16 protein-coding genes are annotated in these 19,715 nt (G+C 31.1%); 10 read left to right on the top strand and 6 right to left on the bottom strand.

What is annotated here, in order from left to right; translation table 11 throughout:
- The first annotated feature begins 37 nt into the window (after positions 1–37).
- From ACOQOS_RS21550 to ACOQOS_RS21505, 10 genes are all read left to right on the top strand, one after another.
- Entirely contained in the window at positions 38–2,131 is a 2,094-nt protein-coding gene (locus ACOQOS_RS21550) for a gliding motility-associated C-terminal domain-containing protein (protein ID WP_420572495.1), read from the top strand.
- Between the two features lie 214 nt (positions 2,132–2,345).
- Positions 2,346–7,181 carry a choice-of-anchor L domain-containing protein gene (locus ACOQOS_RS21545; RefSeq protein WP_420572494.1) on the top strand — a complete coding sequence of 1,612 codons (4,836 nt, stop codon included), beginning with the start codon at positions 2,346–2,348 and terminating at the stop codon, positions 7,179–7,181.
- A 7-nt stretch (positions 7,182–7,188) separates the two neighbouring features.
- Positions 7,189–7,734 (top strand): hypothetical protein, encoded by a 546-nt coding sequence (locus ACOQOS_RS21540; RefSeq protein WP_420572493.1) that lies wholly within the window; start codon positions 7,189–7,191, stop codon positions 7,732–7,734.
- An 18-nt stretch (positions 7,735–7,752) separates the two neighbouring features.
- Positions 7,753–8,307, top strand: a complete 555-nt coding sequence (locus ACOQOS_RS21535; protein WP_420572492.1) for a hypothetical protein — start codon at positions 7,753–7,755, stop codon at positions 8,305–8,307.
- 338 nt (positions 8,308–8,645) lie between these two features.
- Entirely contained in the window at positions 8,646–9,059 is a 414-nt protein-coding gene (locus ACOQOS_RS21530; protein ID WP_420572491.1) for a 5-fold beta-flower protein, read from the top strand.
- Between the two features lie 414 nt (positions 9,060–9,473).
- Positions 9,474–10,736 carry a tyrosine-type recombinase/integrase gene (locus ACOQOS_RS21525; RefSeq protein WP_420572490.1) on the top strand — a complete coding sequence of 421 codons (1,263 nt, stop codon included), beginning with the start codon at positions 9,474–9,476 and terminating at the stop codon, positions 10,734–10,736.
- 61 nt (positions 10,737–10,797) lie between these two features.
- Positions 10,798–11,220, top strand: a complete 423-nt coding sequence (locus tag ACOQOS_RS21520) for a hypothetical protein (protein ID WP_046756497.1) — start codon at positions 10,798–10,800, stop codon at positions 11,218–11,220.
- Positions 11,221–12,400: 1,180 nt separating this feature from the next.
- On the top strand, positions 12,401–12,580 hold the full coding sequence (locus tag ACOQOS_RS21515) for a hypothetical protein (RefSeq protein WP_046756498.1): 180 nt from the start codon (positions 12,401–12,403) through the stop codon (positions 12,578–12,580).
- Between the two features lie 101 nt (positions 12,581–12,681).
- A complete protein-coding gene (locus tag ACOQOS_RS21510; RefSeq protein WP_420572489.1) occupies positions 12,682–13,866 on the top strand; it encodes a hypothetical protein in 1,185 nt (394 codons plus the stop codon).
- A 914-nt stretch (positions 13,867–14,780) separates the two neighbouring features.
- Entirely contained in the window at positions 14,781–15,008 is a 228-nt protein-coding gene (locus ACOQOS_RS21505) for a hypothetical protein (protein ID WP_046759383.1), read from the top strand.
- 1,145 nt (positions 15,009–16,153) lie between these two features.
- Here the strand turns inward: ACOQOS_RS21505 and ACOQOS_RS21500 are convergent.
- The 6 genes from ACOQOS_RS21500 to ACOQOS_RS21475 are packed head-to-tail and all read right to left on the bottom strand — an operon-like array spanning position 16,154 to position 19,715.
- Complete coding sequence (locus ACOQOS_RS21500) at positions 16,154–16,738, bottom strand: hypothetical protein (RefSeq protein ID WP_156169078.1); 585 nt, start codon at positions 16,736–16,738, stop codon at positions 16,154–16,156.
- Positions 16,739–16,788: 50 nt separating this feature from the next.
- Positions 16,789–16,995, bottom strand: coding sequence for a hypothetical protein (locus tag ACOQOS_RS21495; RefSeq protein ID WP_046758245.1), 207 nt, complete (start codon positions 16,993–16,995; stop codon positions 16,789–16,791).
- Positions 16,996–17,026: 31 nt separating this feature from the next.
- Entirely contained in the window at positions 17,027–18,118 is a 1,092-nt protein-coding gene (gene gwsS, locus ACOQOS_RS21490) for a grasp-with-spasm system SPASM domain peptide maturase (protein ID WP_046758244.1), read from the bottom strand.
- Entirely contained in the window at positions 18,108–18,293 is a 186-nt protein-coding gene (locus ACOQOS_RS21485; RefSeq protein ID WP_046758243.1) for a hypothetical protein, read from the bottom strand. The genes gwsS and ACOQOS_RS21485 overlap by 11 nt, the downstream gene beginning before the upstream one ends.
- Positions 18,284–19,240 carry a grasp-with-spasm system ATP-grasp peptide maturase gene (gwsG, locus tag ACOQOS_RS21480; RefSeq protein WP_053002526.1) on the bottom strand — a complete coding sequence of 319 codons (957 nt, stop codon included), beginning with the start codon at positions 19,238–19,240 and terminating at the stop codon, positions 18,284–18,286. The genes ACOQOS_RS21485 and gwsG overlap by 10 nt, the downstream gene beginning before the upstream one ends.
- Positions 19,218–19,715, bottom strand: coding sequence for a hypothetical protein (locus ACOQOS_RS21475; RefSeq protein ID WP_046758242.1), 498 nt, complete (start codon positions 19,713–19,715; stop codon positions 19,218–19,220). The genes gwsG and ACOQOS_RS21475 overlap by 23 nt, the downstream gene beginning before the upstream one ends.

Genomic DNA, 19,715 nt, shown 5'->3' with positions numbered 1-19,715 from the left:
TGAGAATTTGTTACTTTCAAGCATTAATCAATTATGCGTGAATAAACTAACTTACATAAGTATATTTCTCTTCTTAGGTTGCTTTTTTAACGCATTCAAATCAAGTGCTCAAGAAATTTCTTTATTTCAACAATTTAATGGTCGTTATGACTATACAGCATTTGGAAATACATTAAATACAGTCGAAAATGGTCCAAGCAGCGTATGTACCATCAATACAAGTTCTAGCGCAAGCTTAACTTTAAATGCTGATCAAACAATGGTTGCTGCTTATTTGTATTGGGCAGGATCTGATGATGGCGATTTTGATATTGAACTGAATGGAATTCCAGTAACAGCACAACGTACCTTTAGTGACGCTTTAAATAATGATCGAACTTTTTTTGCGGCTTTTGCTGATGTCACAAGTATTATTCAAGCAGAAGGAAATGGAGTATACACTATAAGTGAATTTGATCTTACTTCCGTAATCACGCCATACTGTCCTACAGGTACAAATTTTGGAGGTTGGGCAATTACCGTAATTTATGAAAATCCATCGCTCCCATTGAATCAACTCAATGTATATGACGGTTTAGAAAGTGTTCCTGAAGAGTTAGAAATTACTCTAGAAAACCTCAACGTTTTTGATAACATGGGCGCGAAAATAGGCTTTATTGCTTGGGAAGGAGATCAGGCATTAAGCGTAAATGAATCTTTACGAGTCAATGGTACACTCATTTCAAATTTTCCTTTGAACCCTGGTAACAATGCCTTTAACGGAACTAATAGTTTTACTGGCGCAACCGATTTATACAACATGGACATTGACTTTTATGGCATTCAAAATAATATTAATATTGGTGATACAGAAGCGACTATTTCGCTGACTTCTGGACAAGATTTCGTTATGATCAATAATATTATTACAGTTTTAAACAGTCAACTTCCTGACGCAACTGTCAGTATTGATCAAATTGATTCTGTTTGTAATTCAAGAGATCTAGAAATTACTTATACTGTTTCAAACACAAATAGCACTGCAGCTTTACCACAAAATACACCTATAGCTTTTTATGCGGACGGAACACTTGTAGGCACCGCTACTACACAAGTTTTGCTTCCTATTGGCGACAGCACTCAACAAGTAAGTACGGTTTCAATTCCTACGACAATTCCTAATACTTTTGCGCTTTCAATAGTGGTTGATGATGATGGAACTAGCACAGGAATCGTTGATGAAATTAATGAAGATAATAATAGTGCTTCACAAATTTTGACTTTACCAACCTCTCCTATTCTTCCTATGTTGCCGAATATTGAATTGTGTGATAATATTGAAAGTATTGTATTTGACTTAACAATTCAAGAACAATTCTTTAGTGAGACATTTTTAACTTTTGACTATTTTGAAAGCTTACAAGATGCTTCAAACAATACAGATGCCATTACAAATCCTGAAACATATAGTAGCGCAAACTACCCTGCACAAATTTATATTAGAGTTACAAATAACAACACGCTATGCTTTTCTATTGGAGATTTTGAGTTAATTCTACTAGAAAGTCCAGAAACAAATCAAGCAGAAGATTTAAAAGCATGTAAACTAAACGAAACTGAATCTGCAACTTTCGATTTAACAATAAATGAAGTTAACATAAATCAGGATTCAAATATTATTTTCACATACTACGAAACAGCAACTTCCAATGATACATTCCAAGATGAAATAACAACTCCAACAACCTACAATAATATTACCAATCCGCAAACAATATATGTCACTGCAGAGAATACTGAAGGTTGTATCACAGCTATTTCTTTTGACGTAATTGTTGAAGATTGTGAAATTTACATTCCAAATGGCTTCTCTCCTAACGACGACGGTAAAAATGATGTTTTTAACATCTTAAACTTGGAAGCGCATCCAAATCATGAAATTCATATCTACAACAGATACGGAACGCTCATTTTTGTTGGTAACCGAATTACTTCTCACTGGAATGGAATTGCCAACAGAGGTACACCTAGAAATAAAAAACTACCAACAGGAACTTATTTTTATATACTCTATTTAAATGATGAAAACACACTCGCAAGTCCTCTTTTACTCGAACAAACATACACAGGTTGGGTATATTTACAGAATTAATAGATTTAAACCCAATGAATGTCGCTGATTTTCTGTATTTTAGTTAGATATAAAGCCAAACTTTAAAATAACTTGTATATACTAAAAATAGTTTCACAAGCGTTAAATAATATATATATTTGTTCATTATTTATGATGAAGTCGAAGTGAAAATTGATGATAGTCTGCCCAACTAGAATCATGCTTTGACCTAATACAACTTAACCCCATTTCTATGAAAAAAGTCTACCTAATACTTTTTACTACCTTATGTGCTTGCCAAATAATTTCTGCCCAGCAAGTAACTACAAATGAATCATTAACGTTACAACAATTGGTAGAGCAATTGGTACAAGGTTGTGTAGAAATTTCAAATGTAACTTCTACCGTGAATGGTAATGTAGATGGTTTTGCAAGTTATGGAGCTTTTAATCAGGCAGGTTCTGGCTTTCCATTTGCGAATGGTTTAGTACTTACTTCTGGTCGTGTATCTGATGTTGGAACTAACGAAAATACTTCTCCTTTAAATAGCGGTTCTACTGCTTGGGGAACTGATCCTGATATTGAAGCTGCTTTAGGAGTTAATAATACACTCAACGCAACATCTATTGAATTTGATTTTATTGCAGTAACCAATCAAATTAGTTTTAACTATTTATTAGCTTCAGAAGAATACTTTGCAGATTTCCCTTGTCGTTTCTCTGATAGTTTTGCTTTTTTAATAAGACCTACAGGAAGTACAGCTCCATATACAAATATTGCTGTTGTTCCAGGCACAAATATTCCTGTTAGCACAAGTGTTATTCATGATGAAATTGTAGGTTTCTGTCCCGCTGAAAATGAACAATATTTTGAAGGATACAATTTAGGAGATACAAATTATAATGGACGAACTACTGTATTAACGGCAACTGCAACGTTAATTCCAAATCAGCAATATCACATCAAATTAGTTTTAGCGGATGGAACAGATCAAAATGCTGATTCTGCTATTTTTATTGAAGGGAATAGCTTCAATGCAACTGTTGATTTAGGACCAGATATTACTACTTGTGCTAATTCATTTTTGCTAAATGCAGATATTGGGAATCCATTAGCAACTTATGAATGGTTTAGAAATGGCGTGTCAATTCCTGGAAGTACAGGAGTTACACATGATGCTGTATTAACAGGAACATACAGAGTAGAAGTTACCATTCCAGTAGGAACTGGCAGTTGTACCATAGAAGATACTGTAGAAATTACCCTAAATGCAGCGCAAACTGCCGGACCAATAACAGATTTTGAACTTTGTGATATAGGGCAAGATGACGTAGAAAACTTTAATTTAGCCAGTAAAGAAACTGAGATATTATCTACAGTACCTCCTGCAAATTATACCGTAAGTTATCATCCAACACAAAATGACGCTGACAACAATACAAATGCATTTGCTAATACAATTTCCAACACAACAAATCCACAAGAAATTTTTGTTCGCGTACTAGATATAGACAATGGATGTTTAGCTTTTACAAGTTTTAATTTAGTAGTCAATGAACTTCCAATGATTACCGAACCAACGCCAATTGATGTGTGCGACGAAAATGATGATGGTATTACGCAAGTAGATTTAACTGTTCGTAATGACGAAATTACAGGAATGGATCCTGTTTTAGGAGTTTCTTACCATTTTACACAAAGTGATGCTGACAACAATATTAATCCTATCATTCCAACGTATACAAATGTTACCGCAAATGATACTGTATTTGTTCGTGTTGTAAACACACAAACAGGCTGTGTAAACACTACAACTTTGGAAGTCAACGTGAATGTATCACCAGTGATTACAACTCCAAATAGAAATCTAGTAGATGCTTGCGATCCTGAACACGATGGATTTGCAACCTTTGATTTATCAGATATTATCGCAGAATATATTGCTGGATTAACTGGCGTAACTGTTACAATACACACATCTGCACAAGATGCCAATACTGGTGACAATCCAATACCAGACATCACTGCATTTACTAATACAAATCCTGAGCAACAAACCTTATTTATACGTGTAGAAAGTAATGGTTCTGACTGTTTTACGGTAGCTAATTTTAATGTACACAGTAATGCCTTATTAACAGCTACAAACATACAAGATGCAAATCGTTGTGACGACGAGAGTAATGATGGAGTATTTGAATTTGATTTTGAAAATATCATACTACCATCTATTCAAAACAATTCCTCTTTTGTTGGTGTTGATTTTTTCTTAACAGCAGACGATCGTGACAATAATGTCAATGCTATAGATATTACTGTTCCTTTTACTAACACATCTAATCCTCAAGAAATTTTTATCAGACTGACTGATACTGACACAGGATGTGAAGATGAAAGCTCTTTCCTTCTAATTGTAAATCCAAACGAAACTGCACCCGCTGTTGGAACACTTACTTTTTGTGACGGAAATGATGATGCTATTACACAAATAGACTTAAATGTATTTACTCCAGATTTGCAAGGACCAAATACAACGTATACAATCGTTTATTTTGCTACGATTAATGATGCTAATACCTTTACAAATCCAATAACGGAACCAATCATCAACACGTCAAATCCGCAAGAAATATTTTATCGTTATATAAATCCAGATACAAGCTGTGCAGATGTTTCTTCATTCATGCTAGAAGTTTTACCTGCTCCAACTGTAACTGAGCCAAATACTATTTTAATCTGTGATGATGATACAGATGGAATTTCTGATGTAGATATTGCAGCTAGTTTACCAGAAATTATTACCGATTTAAACAATATAGAAATTTCATACTTCCCTAGCGCAAGCGATGCCTTTAGTGACTCTAATGAAATCGCAGATCCTACTGCTTTCACTACTGCAACAACTTCTGCTTTTGTCCGTGTAGAAAATGCGACAACCAATTGCTTTGCTGTTGTTGAACTACCTATTATTGTAAATACAATCCCTGCTGTAGTTGCCACTGATATTTATCAATTGTGTGAAACAGATACAGACCAAACAGAGAACTTTATCATGGAAACCAGAGATGAAGAAATCTTAAATGGTCAAACAGATAAAACTGTATTATACTATCCTACGGCACAAGACGCACTAGACAAAACAAACGAGATTGATAAAACAAATCCGTATGCCAATCAAACAAATCCGCAAACAATTCATGTTCGTATAGAAAATGATACAGATCCTGATTGTTTTGCAGTATCATCATTTGTCATTCAAGTAAGTCCTGCTCCATTATTCAACCAACCAACAGATATTTTTGTATGTGACGATGTAAGCAATGACGGAATTGACTCTTTCGATTTTACAGCTACAGAAGCTGAAATTAGAGCGGGAATTCCTCAAAACTTAACAATAACTTTCCATTTATTGCCTGAAGAAGCTGATACAGGAAATAATCCGATAGGAACAACATTCACTAATACCGTAAATCCACAAGCAATTTATGCCAGAATCACCAACGATTCTGATTGTCACACTGTGGTAGATTTTGAATTAAACGTTATTCAAGTTCCAGAAACAAATCCTGCACCAGATGTAACGGTTTGCGATGATGATTATGATGGTCAAGTAGTATTTGATTTGACAGAAGCTGAATTTGACATCTTGAATATTCGACAAGACAATGTAGTAATTACGTATCACGAAACACAAAATGATGCCGATAATGGTACAAATGTAATTCCTGATCCAACAAATTATACTAACAGTAACAATCCGCAACCAATCTTTGTACGTTTAATCAATACAATCTCTGGTTGTTATGTAATCATTCCATTTACACTAAATGTGAATTTACCGCCTTTACTCAATAACGTGACAGAAGCTATATTCTGTGAAGCTGAACAAATAGGAACTGTTGATTTACGCCAAATAGATGAAATCATCATTGATGATCCTACAGGAGTTTCTTTATCATATTACAACACTGCCTCAGATGCAGATAGCGATACAAATCCGCTTCCAGACATTTACACATATGCTTCCAATCCTGAAACAATTTTTATCAGAGCAGAAAATGATGATACTGGTTGTTATATTGTAGCCAACATTGATGTTAGAGTCAATCCAAATCCTATTGCAAATCCTGTGAGTGACATGGAAGAATGTATTAGTGATAATTCGAACACAACACAAACGTTCAACTTTACACAACAAACCGCTACGATTCTTGGTACACAAAATCCAGCTTTATTTACAGTAAGTTATCATATAAGTATTGAAGATGCGGAAAATGATGTAAGTCCGCTTCCGCCACTTTTCAATGCTTTTAACGAACAAATTATTTTTGCTCGTGTAGAAAACAATGCAACAGGTTGTTTCGCAACAACATCATTCATGACAATTCTACATCCATTGCCTGTGGTTGATCTTCCTGAAGACATTACTTTATGTTTAAACGATTTACCACTAACAGTTACCGCTGATTCTGTAATTGGAAACTCATATCTCTGGTCTACTGGAGATACTACAGCTTCTATTGATATTACCACTGTAGGAACATACTCCGTAACCGTAACAACTCCTTTTGGTTGTTCTGCATCAGATACTTTTACTGTAAGCGAATCTGAATCAGCGACAATTGTTGAAGTAGATGTTGTAAACTTCTCAGATAACAATACAATTACCGTAACCGCAACTGGTAATGGAGACTATTTATATTCCTTAGATGGTGGCACACCGCAAGCATCAAATGTATTTGAATTTGTAGCTCCAGGATATCACATAGTAACAGTTTCTGACATTAATGGATGTGGAGAAGTAAGCGAAGAAGTTGTCGTTGTTGATTATATCAAATTTGTAACTCCAAATAACGACGGTTTCAATGATACATGGCACATTATTGGAATTGAAACACTTCCGCAATCTGTGGTTTACATATTTGATCGTTATGGAAAACTTTTAAAAACATTACGCGCAAGCGATCGTGGTTGGGACGGAACATACAGAGGTCGTAAAATGCCATCAAGTGATTACTGGTTCTTGGCAGAAATTAAAGATGGCGCCAATGCATTTGATGTAAAAGGCCACTTTACACTGAAACGATAAAAACAACATGGAAACAATCAAAATTGTTGTATTTGCCTTAGGTCTATTTTTTGGAATAGAAACAACTTCTGTCGTTGCTAAAAAAACAACCGTAACTGTAGATCCTACTGAGAAAACGATAATCATTCAACAAGAAAATCTTTTGGCAATTTATCCTAAAACAGAAAATTCAACTACAGTTGAAAAACAATTCTCAGAAATTTACACCAAGAAAGAACAATGGAATACATTATTTGATAGTTATCCTGAAAAATCAATTGTATACAGTTCACCTAAAAAAGGAGTATTAAACGCAACCATCACATTAAAATACAATACTACAAAAGATTTAAAAGCATATGCTATTGATGTAAATCGTGAGAACAAATTTTCCATCATCAACATTCCGCAATGGAAACTTGAAACTACCGACGGAGAATTGAATGGTAATTATTGGAATTTTGACGCAGATAAACCATTTTCTTTCTCGTATCATCCAGTAGAAGAAGTTCCTGAAAAATACACTGTAGATCACGAGTTAATTTTCAATGTTTGGGAAAAGATTTCTAAATAAAATATACAATATGGAAACATGAAAAAACACCTTATCTATACGTTTATTGGAATTATGGCTTTTCTGAGTTGTGAAACTGAAAAACAGTATAGTTTAAAACAATTAGACGGTTATTCATTCAGAAGAAATTACTTTGGAAGTGACACACTCACAGGAAAGGAGCTAGATAAGTTTATACATAGAAATCCCATTCAAAATACTGACTACAAATCAAAAAAAGGTAATTTCTATGCTGAGTTAACGGCAAACGGAATTATAAAAAATAAAGAGCTTATAGTAAGTAAACTTGATTCTTTTCCTAATTATTTTGATTATAAAATTTCAAATAAAACTGTAAAATTGCTCATTTCGTTTCCTGAGAGTTTTGATACAGAAGGCTTAATTCTTAGCTTTCGAGAAGAGGAAAATATTTTCTTTACAGATACGGTGTCTTTTAGCATTCCGCCAAATGTAACCTATAGCACGATGGACCTAAATAATGACGGAACAGACGAATTGTATATGTTAGCAAAAAATTATGCCGTAAATGGTGATAATTACGAACTAAGTATTTATGAATTAACAGAAAAGTAATCAGGGAATCTTCTTTTAAGAGAATTTGACTCCACCTTTTTTACCATTAGTCGAAAAAGCTACAAATTGAGGTTACATACAGGAAGTAATGATATATATACAAGTACGTTATTTATTTCTGAATACAACACTTAACTAACATTTCAAGCTTAAACAAGTCAAGAATATGAAAAACGTGTTGGTATTTATAGTCAACTATTTCGAAGAAAGCTCACAAAGTATGAAACAGAAACAATTAAAAATATTTCGACGCAAGTCTCGATTATTGAGCCAAAAATTATTCAGCAGTTATAGTGTACAAATTGAGCATTAAATATTAAAAACTAAATTAAACAACAATGAAAAAAGTATTATTTTGTCTGTTATTTCTATGTATTGGAACTACTTGTTATGCACAAAGTGTATATTACAAAGGAAGTAACATTGGTAAGATTGAAAGTGATGGAGATATCTATGTAAAAGGTTCTCGCGTAGGAAAAATAGAATCTGACGGCGATGTCTACAGAAAAGGTTCTCGTATAGGAAAAATAGAAAGCGATGGAGACGTTTATTATAAAGGATCAAGAGTTGGAGAAATTGAATCTGACGGAGACGTTTATTACAAAGGATCAAGAGTTGGAAAGGTAGAAAGTGATGGAGATGTTTATTATAAAGGTAGTAGAATTGGAGATTGCGACGGAATCAAGCCTGAACACGCCGCAGGATTTTTCTTTTTCTATTTCTGGGATCTAGACGCAGGTCGCGCAAGATAAAGCCCGTCTTTTATAACTTCAGAAATCTTTTATCTGTACCTTAAGATAACTCTATAAATTGGAAAAAATAAATTTTCCAAACAAGAAACCAAGGAGCATCACATCATTGTCTATGATTAATTTTTCAATGCACAATGACAGTTGATGCTCGTTTCTTTTCGCTATTTTTGTAAGATGATGCGTTAAGGATTGAGGCATTTGTTGAAGCTCTTTTGCGAATTGTTATTCCGCGTAGGCGGAAAACCATTTTACAAAAAGCGACTGCCGAAAGCTTTACCTATCACGTTTTGAAAGCAAATATATAAAAATAGCTGTAATGTCAGTATTCGTAAGTGTTTTTCTTATTTTGAAAACACAAATTTTATGTATAATTTTAATGACATTTTACAAAACGAATACGTTATCGAATACAGTTTGAAAGGAAAGAAAGATTATTCAGAACCAAAAATTTATGATGCAGGAGGAGATTTAAACAAACGTTGGTACGTTTATTATTCCTATCGTGATCCCAAAACTAACAAATTAAAAAGACAGCCACCTATTTACAAAGGAGCAAATCGCTTTAAAACCAAAGCAGAACGCTATGAAATCCTGATGGCATATAAACTTGCTTTGAAAAAATTACTTTCTAAAGGTTATAGTCCTTATGAAAACTTTAAAGTTACGGATGCTAAAATAGATAAAGAAAAACAAGACTCTGCTAAGGAAAATAATCCAGCATTTAAAGCAACTAACTATACGACTATTGAAGCATTAGAGTTTGCTATTGAGCAAAAAGAAGCTTATTGGTCTGCTCGTGCAAAAATTACTATAAAAGGACATCATAAAAGATTTGTAAATTGGTTAAAGGAAAATGAATTAGACACTATCAACATTAAAGATTTAAAGCGTCGTGAAATTGCGGTCTTTCTAAATTCTTTAAAAAAATATAACAAACAAAAAGTACTAACGAATGAACCTGTAAGTGCTAAAACCAGAAATGGTTACAGGACATCTTTATCACTTTTATTTAATCAACTTGTTAGTGATGATATATTGGAATATAATCCAGTAAAAGCTATCAAGAAACTAAAAGAAAGACCAAAAACACACAAAGCTTACACCGATCAACAAGTTGATAAAATGCGTAACTACATGGATGAAAACGATCCGTATTTGAGAAAGTTTACCCAATTTATCGCTTATGCCTTTTTAAGAAATGTGGAAGTTTGTAGGCTTAGGGTAAAAGATATTGATCTTAAAAATAGAAGATTGTATGTTCAAACTAAAACAGAAGCACAAGAAATTGTGCCTATTATTGATAATTTAGCCAGCGTCATTGAGCAAATGGAACTCCATAAATACAAGCCAACAGACTTTTTATTCACTAATAAGGAACAATGTGGACAATGGAGTACCACTGAGAAAGCTAAAACATATTTCTTTTATCGCAGGTATGCAGATATGAAAGAAGCTTTGAAGCTTGATGAAGATCAGACCTTATATTCTTTTAAGCATACTGCGGCATCCAATTTATATAAATCTTTGGCTTCTGAAGGAAAAGCAGACGAACAAGTGCTTACTGAACTGATGAGTTTTACAAGGCATAAAACCAAATCACAGCTTCGCAAATATTTAAGAGGTATTGGTGCATCGTTGGCAAAAGATTATTCTAATAAATACACGATTGATTTTTAGAGTGTTAGATTTATTGATATCTTAGACAAGCATCTATGAAAATAAATTAATTGATATTTGCATGAAATTAATTCCAGAGAAAATGATTCCTGATTATGGTAAAGAAGTCTATGAAAAAGTAAGTCATATTACTGGGTTGAAATTCAAATCACAAATAAAAAATAGCGGGATAGTTTTTGAAGAAATTTTTGAAATGACTAATCTAATCTCTAATAAAAAAAATTATTTAGTATACACAAATGCTTCATCTATTTGGTTTACAAACAGAGAAGACTTTATAAAACAGTTCATTATTTTGATAAAAAAGAGTATTGAACAGTTGAATGCTGACTATCAAGAAGTTTTGGTACGACAAAATCAAGCAATAGTAGACGATAATTGGATTTACTTAGAAAATGAAAGAATCGGGTATACTGGAGATAAGCAATTAAAATTGCTAAACAAAATGCGTGAATATCGTGATGAATCACTTTCTGTAGATTGATTTTTTTAACCTTTATTCAAGTGAAAAGGTTAATTAATTATAAGTTTCTCATTTGAACTATAAATTAAATGATAATTCCAAATATGAACTTTTTTTACTGATCGCTTAGTGATAAGTAATTTTTAGAAAAACTATTCGCTAAGCGATTAGTAAATACATTTTGTATTTTTAAATTCATAAAAAACCTTCTTGCATTTCAATCTAAATTGAACATGATCTTTCTTTAAAAAAGCATTCACTTTTCCAAACCAATTTGCTCAAACTCGCGTTTTGCTCTTTTTTATTGTACTACTTCATTTTTAAAAACATAAGAAAAAGATTATTTTTTGCTATGTTTTTAATCATTTTTGAAACTTTTTTTCAAAAAAAAATTACAGCTTGATTAATTTTTCTTCTCAAAATTGATTTTCAAAATATTTCTCAATTGTTAAAATAAAGTAAGAATATACTTTCTATTGTAGCTTTTGATTAAAATCTAAAATTCAAAACACTGATATTCAATTAGTTAAATTTTCACATGTATTTTTAAGTCACTTTTAGGTAAAAAAGAAGTAAAAAAAGAGTAAAAAAGGTGGAAAATAAAAGTAAAAAAGAAGTAAAAAAAGAGGCAAAGTTTAGTACAACTTTATGTAAATATTTAGGAAACTTTACGTAAATATTAAGTCATTTTTAGATCATTTTTAAGTCAACTTTCTGTAAATAAGTGATTTGTATTTTTTAAAATTCACCCCTTTTCGTTTTTGTCTGTAGTTTTTGAATGAAAAATTAGCTAGATTTACTACAAGTCAAATGAAAAGAATTAGTAATCCCGTAAGTAGTTAAAAACATAAAAAAGAACCTGCTTACCCATCAGAAAATATTTTGTAAACCCCTTAAAATAATTATTAGTTAAAAGAACAAAAATTGCATCATCCATACAATCTATGTGATTGTAAAAAAACATTAATTTTTTTAGATACTAAAAGAAGTTACCAACTCTTATTGATACTACATCATATTTCTCTACACATGATGTAGTCAATGCTAGCTTTTGTCACAATTACAAAGTTGCTTTACTGAGCGACCAAGACTTCTTTTGCCTGATTTTTAATAAGTCAGAATTGATTATCTAAGCTATAAAACTCATTGTTTTTTGTATTGATTTATGGTGATTAACTAAAAAAACAAAACAACAGCATAATTGAAAGCAGAAACTGTATATAACGTAATTCAAGCATTGAGCGCAGATGAAAAGCTGCGGCTTTATGGTATGCTTGATTTACAAAAAGTGACTGCTAAGAAACCTAAGAGAAGAAAGAAAAAGTTAATCTCTGTAGCATCAGCTATGGATGATTTGCTGGTTAATACGTTTAATAAATAATGAGCATCATTCATTTTTCAACTGTTTTTAAAGCGCTTGATGTTTTTGTAGAAAAACACAATGCTTTTTCTGATGATCTTTCAAGTCGTTTGCGTCAACCTGTGATTGCAACAGCTAGAGAGATTATTAGAATTTATGGTGCTTCATTATTTAAAGCTAGTAAAAAAGCTGGTTTTGATACTGCTTCTATTCCACCCTTAGCAACAAATAACGTACAGTTGGCAAAGATTTCTCACGTAAGTACCAGAACTATTAAAAGACATCTTAAAAAACTTTTACAAGCCAATGTTATCATCGAGAAAATTAATTATGGTCGTAAGGCAAATTATGAACTTTATTTAAACCCTAAGATACTGTTGATAAACAGTGAAAAAGCTGTCAATAAGACAACAAATCAAAAAGAAAACGAAAAAACAAAAACAACTGATAATCAGTTTTTTAAAAAAGATTATCAGACAAGTTGTCCCCAAACAGACGCTAGTAACAATAGTTACATAAATAATATATTAATAGCAGTTGATAACAAAATGAACATTGATCGTAACTTGAGTTCGAGTTCTTCCAAAATTGAAGGATTGACTGGTAACAATTTTACAAGATACGTAGAGAAGGAAGGCAAAGAAAAAATAAAAGAGCCACTTTCGCAAGGCACACCAGGGGCGCGAAATTTTAAGCGTACAAATGATGTAGAGAAGGAAGGAGAACTCCCTGAAGTTAAAACACAGGCAAAAGGCATAGATTCAAGGCTTGAAGCTTCAGGGAGTGCCTTTCTTAATTCTTATGTGGATTCCTTATGGGAACTCGCTAAAAATAAATTATACAAAGAGATATACTTAACTGAAAATGTGGAGAAAAAGACCAAAGAGTTATTGTATTTGTGGTATCAGCCTGTAAAAAAACAACATTTAGATAAAGTTCACAATGTCTACATAAAACGTATTGAATTAGTCCAGAAGTATCTTACCAAAGATTCCAAAAATAGATTCGTTCAATTACCATATAGATATTTTGATCCAAAAAATAAGCATGGCTTTACTGGAACTAAAGTTTGGTATGAGAATTATATTCGTAGCAAACAGAAAACGCGATTAAAATTAATTACTCATGCACAAATTCGTCGTTTTTTACATAATGAGCAAAAAGAAACTACAAATCAAAAGCCACGTTTGACATTATTTAGAGATTGTGAAAAACGAATTCAACAACTTGGAAAACCTGTATTGCTTCATCAATTTTACACAGCAGTTTTAAATGAAAAAAATAAGGCTGTCTTCATATCTGAATAGTTTTTATGAAATTTCAAAGCCTAAAAATGACTAATAAATGACCTAGAAGTTACTTGAGAGTTACTTGTAAGTTCCTAAAGAGTGACTCAGAAGTGACCAATGTTTGACCAAAGAATGACTTAAAAAAACAAAAATGACCTAAAAGTTACCAAGAAGTGACTCAAGAGTTCCCTATAAGTTCCCAAAGAGTGACTCAAAAGTGACCAATGTTTGACCAAGAAGTGTCTTAAAAAAACAAAAATGACCTAAAAGTTACCAAGAAGTGATTCAAGAGTTCCCTATAAGTTCCCAAAGAGTGACTCAAAAGTGACCAATGTTTGACCAAGAAGTGTCTTAAAAAAACAAAAATGACCTAAAAGTTACCAATAGGTGATTCAAGAGTTCCCTGTAAGTTCCCAAAGAGTGACTCAGAAGTGACCAATGTTTGACCAAAGAATGACTTAAAAAAACAAAAATGACCTAAAAGTGACCAATAAGTGATTCAAGAGTTCCCTAAAAGTTCCCAAAGAGTGACTCAAAAGTGACCAATGTTTGACTAAAGAATGCTTAATAAGTGACTTAGAAGTGACCATAAATTGACTCAAAAATACTTTTTGAAATTCAAATTATTGATTATTAGGGTTTTACGTACTTACGATTTGGTAAACAGGTTTGGTGAGTCACTTTTTATTCAAAAACCGTTGAACTCATCATTGGTATTGTAAAAATCTTCTAAAGCTTATATCCTAAATTTGTAATTGGATATTTTTGACTCCTTTCAAATTGTTCAAGTTACAAAAGTGAACAAATGATTTTTAACAGTTTCTATTCATCTTTGCTTCATAACGGAATTTAGAGATTCTGAATAATTACAGCATTTAAAGTATAACGCTTTGATCTCCTTAAATTATTTTTTAATTACAAAGTTTTATTCCATGAAAAGAAAAGAAAATTCAATAAAAGAGAAACTCGATTTAGATTCGATAAAATCAGAAATAAAACCCATCATAAACACAAAAGAAATTTTAAAGCATCCAGCGACTAAAATTATCATTACAGGAATTGTTGTTTACGGATTTTTAAAGGTTTCAAAATATTATGTAAGTGCCTTTAGCGGATTAGTGAAAGCTGTACGGGATGCGAAAAGCAACCTTAACGGGTAACTTGTTTATTTATAAATTTCTTAAACACTATTTTATGTTTTTATGAAGACAAAATTTAAATAAAACCGAATAATTTTTTGAACTTAATTTTCTTAAAGATTCGCACGGCAACATCTTTTATTTAAAAAATAAATTGAAGTTGTTTTTTTAAAAAAATTACTCATTTTTAGAAAAAAAAGATAAAAATTAAAGAAAAATTTATTTTTCACAAAAAATCAAAGTGGATTGACTTTTACGGTAAAAAGTAAAACCACTTTGATTTTTGATTTGTTAATTGACTATATATCAATATTTTAGTTGTTTTTAAAAATAAACCGAAAAAATAAAAGCAAAAAATAAACATTTAAAAAAACATTTTTTTAAAAAAAAATATTGTTAAAAATAATTTATTCACGGTTTTTTTAAATATTTCGTCAAAAGTAAAATATGTTATTAAGCTATAAGTTTTAAGAGAAATTGATGTATTCTTCCACGAAAAAATTGATGTTATGAATTACAATTTTTCTTGAAATCTAGTCTCTCAAAAACGCGTGCCAGTTTTTACTCTACTTAAAGTATTACTTTAAGGTTTTCTTCGCTCTATTTTGAATACGCTCAACATTGAATTTGTTTGAAAAGATGTATTGAAAATTTTGAAGCATCCAATTACATAAATGATTTTTTATAGGAGTAAATATTTATGGATTCGTTTAAGCCTCCAGAAATTTTATGAATGCCTATGCTGAACATAATTTTTAAACAGTAATACGATCAAAAAAACTTCAATCATTACAATTGAAGCTTTTGAGGGATGAGGATATTAAGGTTAATTATTTGTTTAGTTTAAATAGAAATAATAAGCCGTTACAAAGAATATGATTCCAACTATAACCGCAGTACAGAATCCTGCAATAAACCAACCGAAATATTTAATTCTCTGATTATTCATTTAATTACTATTGAATACGTAAATCTTTGCTAACTTTGTTAAAGTGGCAAGGCGAGAAGTTTTAACCTTACCTTTCATCGCCTTGCTCTAAACAGCAGATTAGACTAAAAATCTGCTTGTAAACACGTCTTGAATCGTGGCACTAGTATTCGAGAAAGTGCCTATTAGTAACTGAAAAAAAAGTTGAAAAAATGATACTATTCTTGACGTGTTTTTTTTAATTTACTTGAATTTGGATTTGATCTGTTTCATCATCTTTTCTTCCGCCAATATGCCATTTAATGTATTTATAGTCTCCTTGTCCTATACGTCCAGCTTTCTTTTCTTTTTCTATTAATTTGTCTATTTCTTTCCAATACTTTTTGGGTGCATGACCAAAAATCAAAAAGGGTGCGGCATAATTTTCACATTCTAGCTCTGTTATATTTGGATAGCCATATTTATTTACAATTTGAAGTAATGATTTAGTCGTTTTATAATCAATCTCTTTTTGTAAATTCATTAAAGAGTCTTGTGCTTGCGGTAATATTTTTGGTTTTGTATCAGCAATTTTTCTCGCGATTTTACCAAATTTTAATTGTTTTTCTTCAGGCAGATTAGCATATTCGGAATGACTCAAATTATTTACTCCCATTAAAGAATCTAGTACAACAAAAAATGGATCTTCTAATTCTTGCAAACCTCTGTAATATTGGTCTTGTAAATGTAAATTTGATAATTCATTGCATAATTCAGAATTGGTCATTTTTTTTTCTGTCTTACAAGAAATAAGTATGATAAAAAGGACTATAATTTTTTTCATAGTGTTAGTTTTAAAGGGAATTTTAGAAAAAATCCCCTTTAGATTTTTGTTTACTGTTGAATAGTACCACCCATTGTTCCGACTCTACCATTATCAAAAAATATGGTATCTCCCTTATCCAATCTACCGTTATCATTATCGTCAAAATAGGTGTCTTTTCCTGTTCCGCTAGATGATGTCCAAGTAGTTGAACAACCATAACCAATAATGTTATGAGCTTCTGTTAAATCGATTTTCTTTGAATTTAGTTTTTTCATTGGTAATAAATTTTAATTTCCCTTACTCTATTTAAGGCTTTTCAGTAACCGCCTGTAAATTATAAAATGATATTGCTTTTTCTTTTAAAGGATTCGTACTCCAATCTGACCATTCATTTGTTTTTGGATTGTAACCACATTTTAAAGGCTTTGAAAACTCATCTTCTGGGTTTTCTGTATAGGCTCTACAATCGGTGCATATATGGCGAAACTCACAGTCTTTACATACTGAAATTTTATCTTTGGAAATATTCCATATTTTAGTAAAATTACTATCTGAAATAACGTCTTCCAATCTTACTGAATCTGACGAACCATAACCGTTTTGCATGGATGGACAATTTTTTATAATACCATTCTTATCAATTGAAAGCTTTTTATTTAAACATGAGTTATAGTTCATACTTTCGGTAAATGCTTTCATATTAGCAGAAAAGAATTTTTGACTAATTTTTCCACAACATAATTCACTAATATAATTTTGCTTTGTGAACATTATATGTGCTTTACAATCTTTATTTGGAACTCTATTTTGATTGAAAGGACTTTTGAAAACTCGAATAAAATCCACACGTAAAAATTTATCTTTTATAGATGTTATCCATTCTTCAATATCTTTAAAAAAGGGAAGTAGTATTTCTACTGATTGAATAGTTGATTCGCTTTCATTCAAAAAAGAAAGTATATCTTCTAATATATTAACTCTGGCATTATTGAAGTTTCTTATTTCAAGATGTCTACAATGTAAGGTATTGAGTTGTTTCAAGATATTTACAATATCATAATTAGAATTTTCATCAATGTCGATGATACTATTGTTAATGATTGTACTATCTGACCAGTCCATCGATAATTTTGGAAAAATAGTAGTTTGTTTTGTGAAAAATATAAATTCATTATCGTAGAGAAATTGAAAGTATTCTTCTATAATATCATCAAATTTGTTTTCGTATAGCTCTTTAATTCCAATAATGGTCTTACCTTCATTTTCTATCAATAAATCATATAAATCATTTGGGATTACTCTAACATCATTTCGCTGTAGATCACATATAGTACTTCTACTGATACCTTTTACTAGAATACAGTTTGCAAATAATTTGAATGGTATGTTAGTCTTCATCAAATGAGAATATTTTTGATATTGGTTTATAAAATTTTTCAGTTGAAATCTTATCTGAACCTATTTTCTTGATTAAGATAAAATGTTCTTTTTTTGCTTTTTTTATTGTAGCTGTTTCTGTGATTGTTGCCTTATGAAAAGTTAAAGGCAGTTGTTCTATTTTTATTAATTGCATACCTCTAAAAATTCTTTAGCAATTGATTTTTCTATATAATAGTTGCAGTTTTTGGACACCCAATCAAATTGCCCCATTGGATTGACTTCTAAAAAAACATATCGTTCGTCAGTTGAATAAATAAGGTCTATTGAGCCAGTATTTAACTTGACTTTTTTTGTAAATTCTAACAACTTTTTTTCTATATCAGTTGGTAGACTAATCGGCACACACCTATTAGGTACTTGATTATTATAGTTTCTGTAATCAACTTGTGTCTGTTCATCTTGTTGAGAAAAAATACCCATTGCAAACATCTTATTCTCAAAATAGAAAACTCTAATTTCAAATTCTTTTTCTATATACTCTTGCACATAAATTGGTGCAAATTGATCTTCCAAACCTTTAATTAAATCGTTCGTAACTTTGAATGTTCCTATTGAATTAATACAAATTTTTTCAGTTTTTATATTGATTGAATAACGTAAGTCTTTTGATATAATTTGATCATGTGTATTGTAAAAATCAATCAATTCTTTTTTGTTCGTAGTAATCATAGAATTTGGAATATTCAAATTACATTCTCGCGCCATCATGAGATGTTCTAGCTTATAGTTTTCTACTTCACTTGTGTAAGAACCAATGTATTTTCTAGTGTTCTTTAAATATGTTTCAATTGACTTTACTAAACTATCTTCTTCTTTCTTTAAATAGTCCGTTACTTTTCCTAAGCCATTTAAAGAATTGGGTACGTGTCTTAATCTACCGCGTCGATGCCATACTGATGTGATGCTATCTAAATCAACATTATTAACTTTCAGTTTTGATGATGTATTGCTTAGTGAAAAGTGATTCAAAGAATTGAAATCTTCGGTGTTTAGTCTCAAAAAGTTAATTCCATAGTAATTCAACCACTTTATGACATTATTTGTTGAAACATCATACTTACTGCTTATTAATAGAATCATTCTTTTTACGTCCTGTATAATTAATTTTTAAATCTTCTGGAATACTAAATTTCATGTGTTCTATTATCTTGTTGTATTTAGCATCATCAATGTTCCCTTTTTTTCGCTCTTTATTTATTATGATTTTTATTTCTTTCCAATATTTTTTGGGAGCGTGTAAAAAGAATGGAAGTATAGATACATATTCAAGATTTGAATTAGTTTCATCAACATATCCGTGCTTTTTAATAATTTCTATAAGCTTTTTGGTATTTTCATCATCTTTTGAAAACTGAAACTTCCAAAGTGTTTTCCTTTCTTCCTCGCTTAGTAAATGTTGCTGATCGTAAAAAATACCACTTCTATATAACTGATCTTTTTCAGACATCAATTCAATTTCTTCAATTAAAGAAGTAGCTAGTATTTGTTTCTTTTTTTCTTCTTGACTAAACAATATTAATGGTAAAAGAAAAAACAGGTATATAACTTTTTTCAT

The organism is Kordia sp. (assembly GCF_965224175.1).
Lineage (GTDB): Bacteria > Bacteroidota > Bacteroidia > Flavobacteriales > Flavobacteriaceae > Kordia.
Note: the sequence above shows the minus strand (reverse complement) of the source record. Positions and strands in the feature narration are given on the sequence as shown.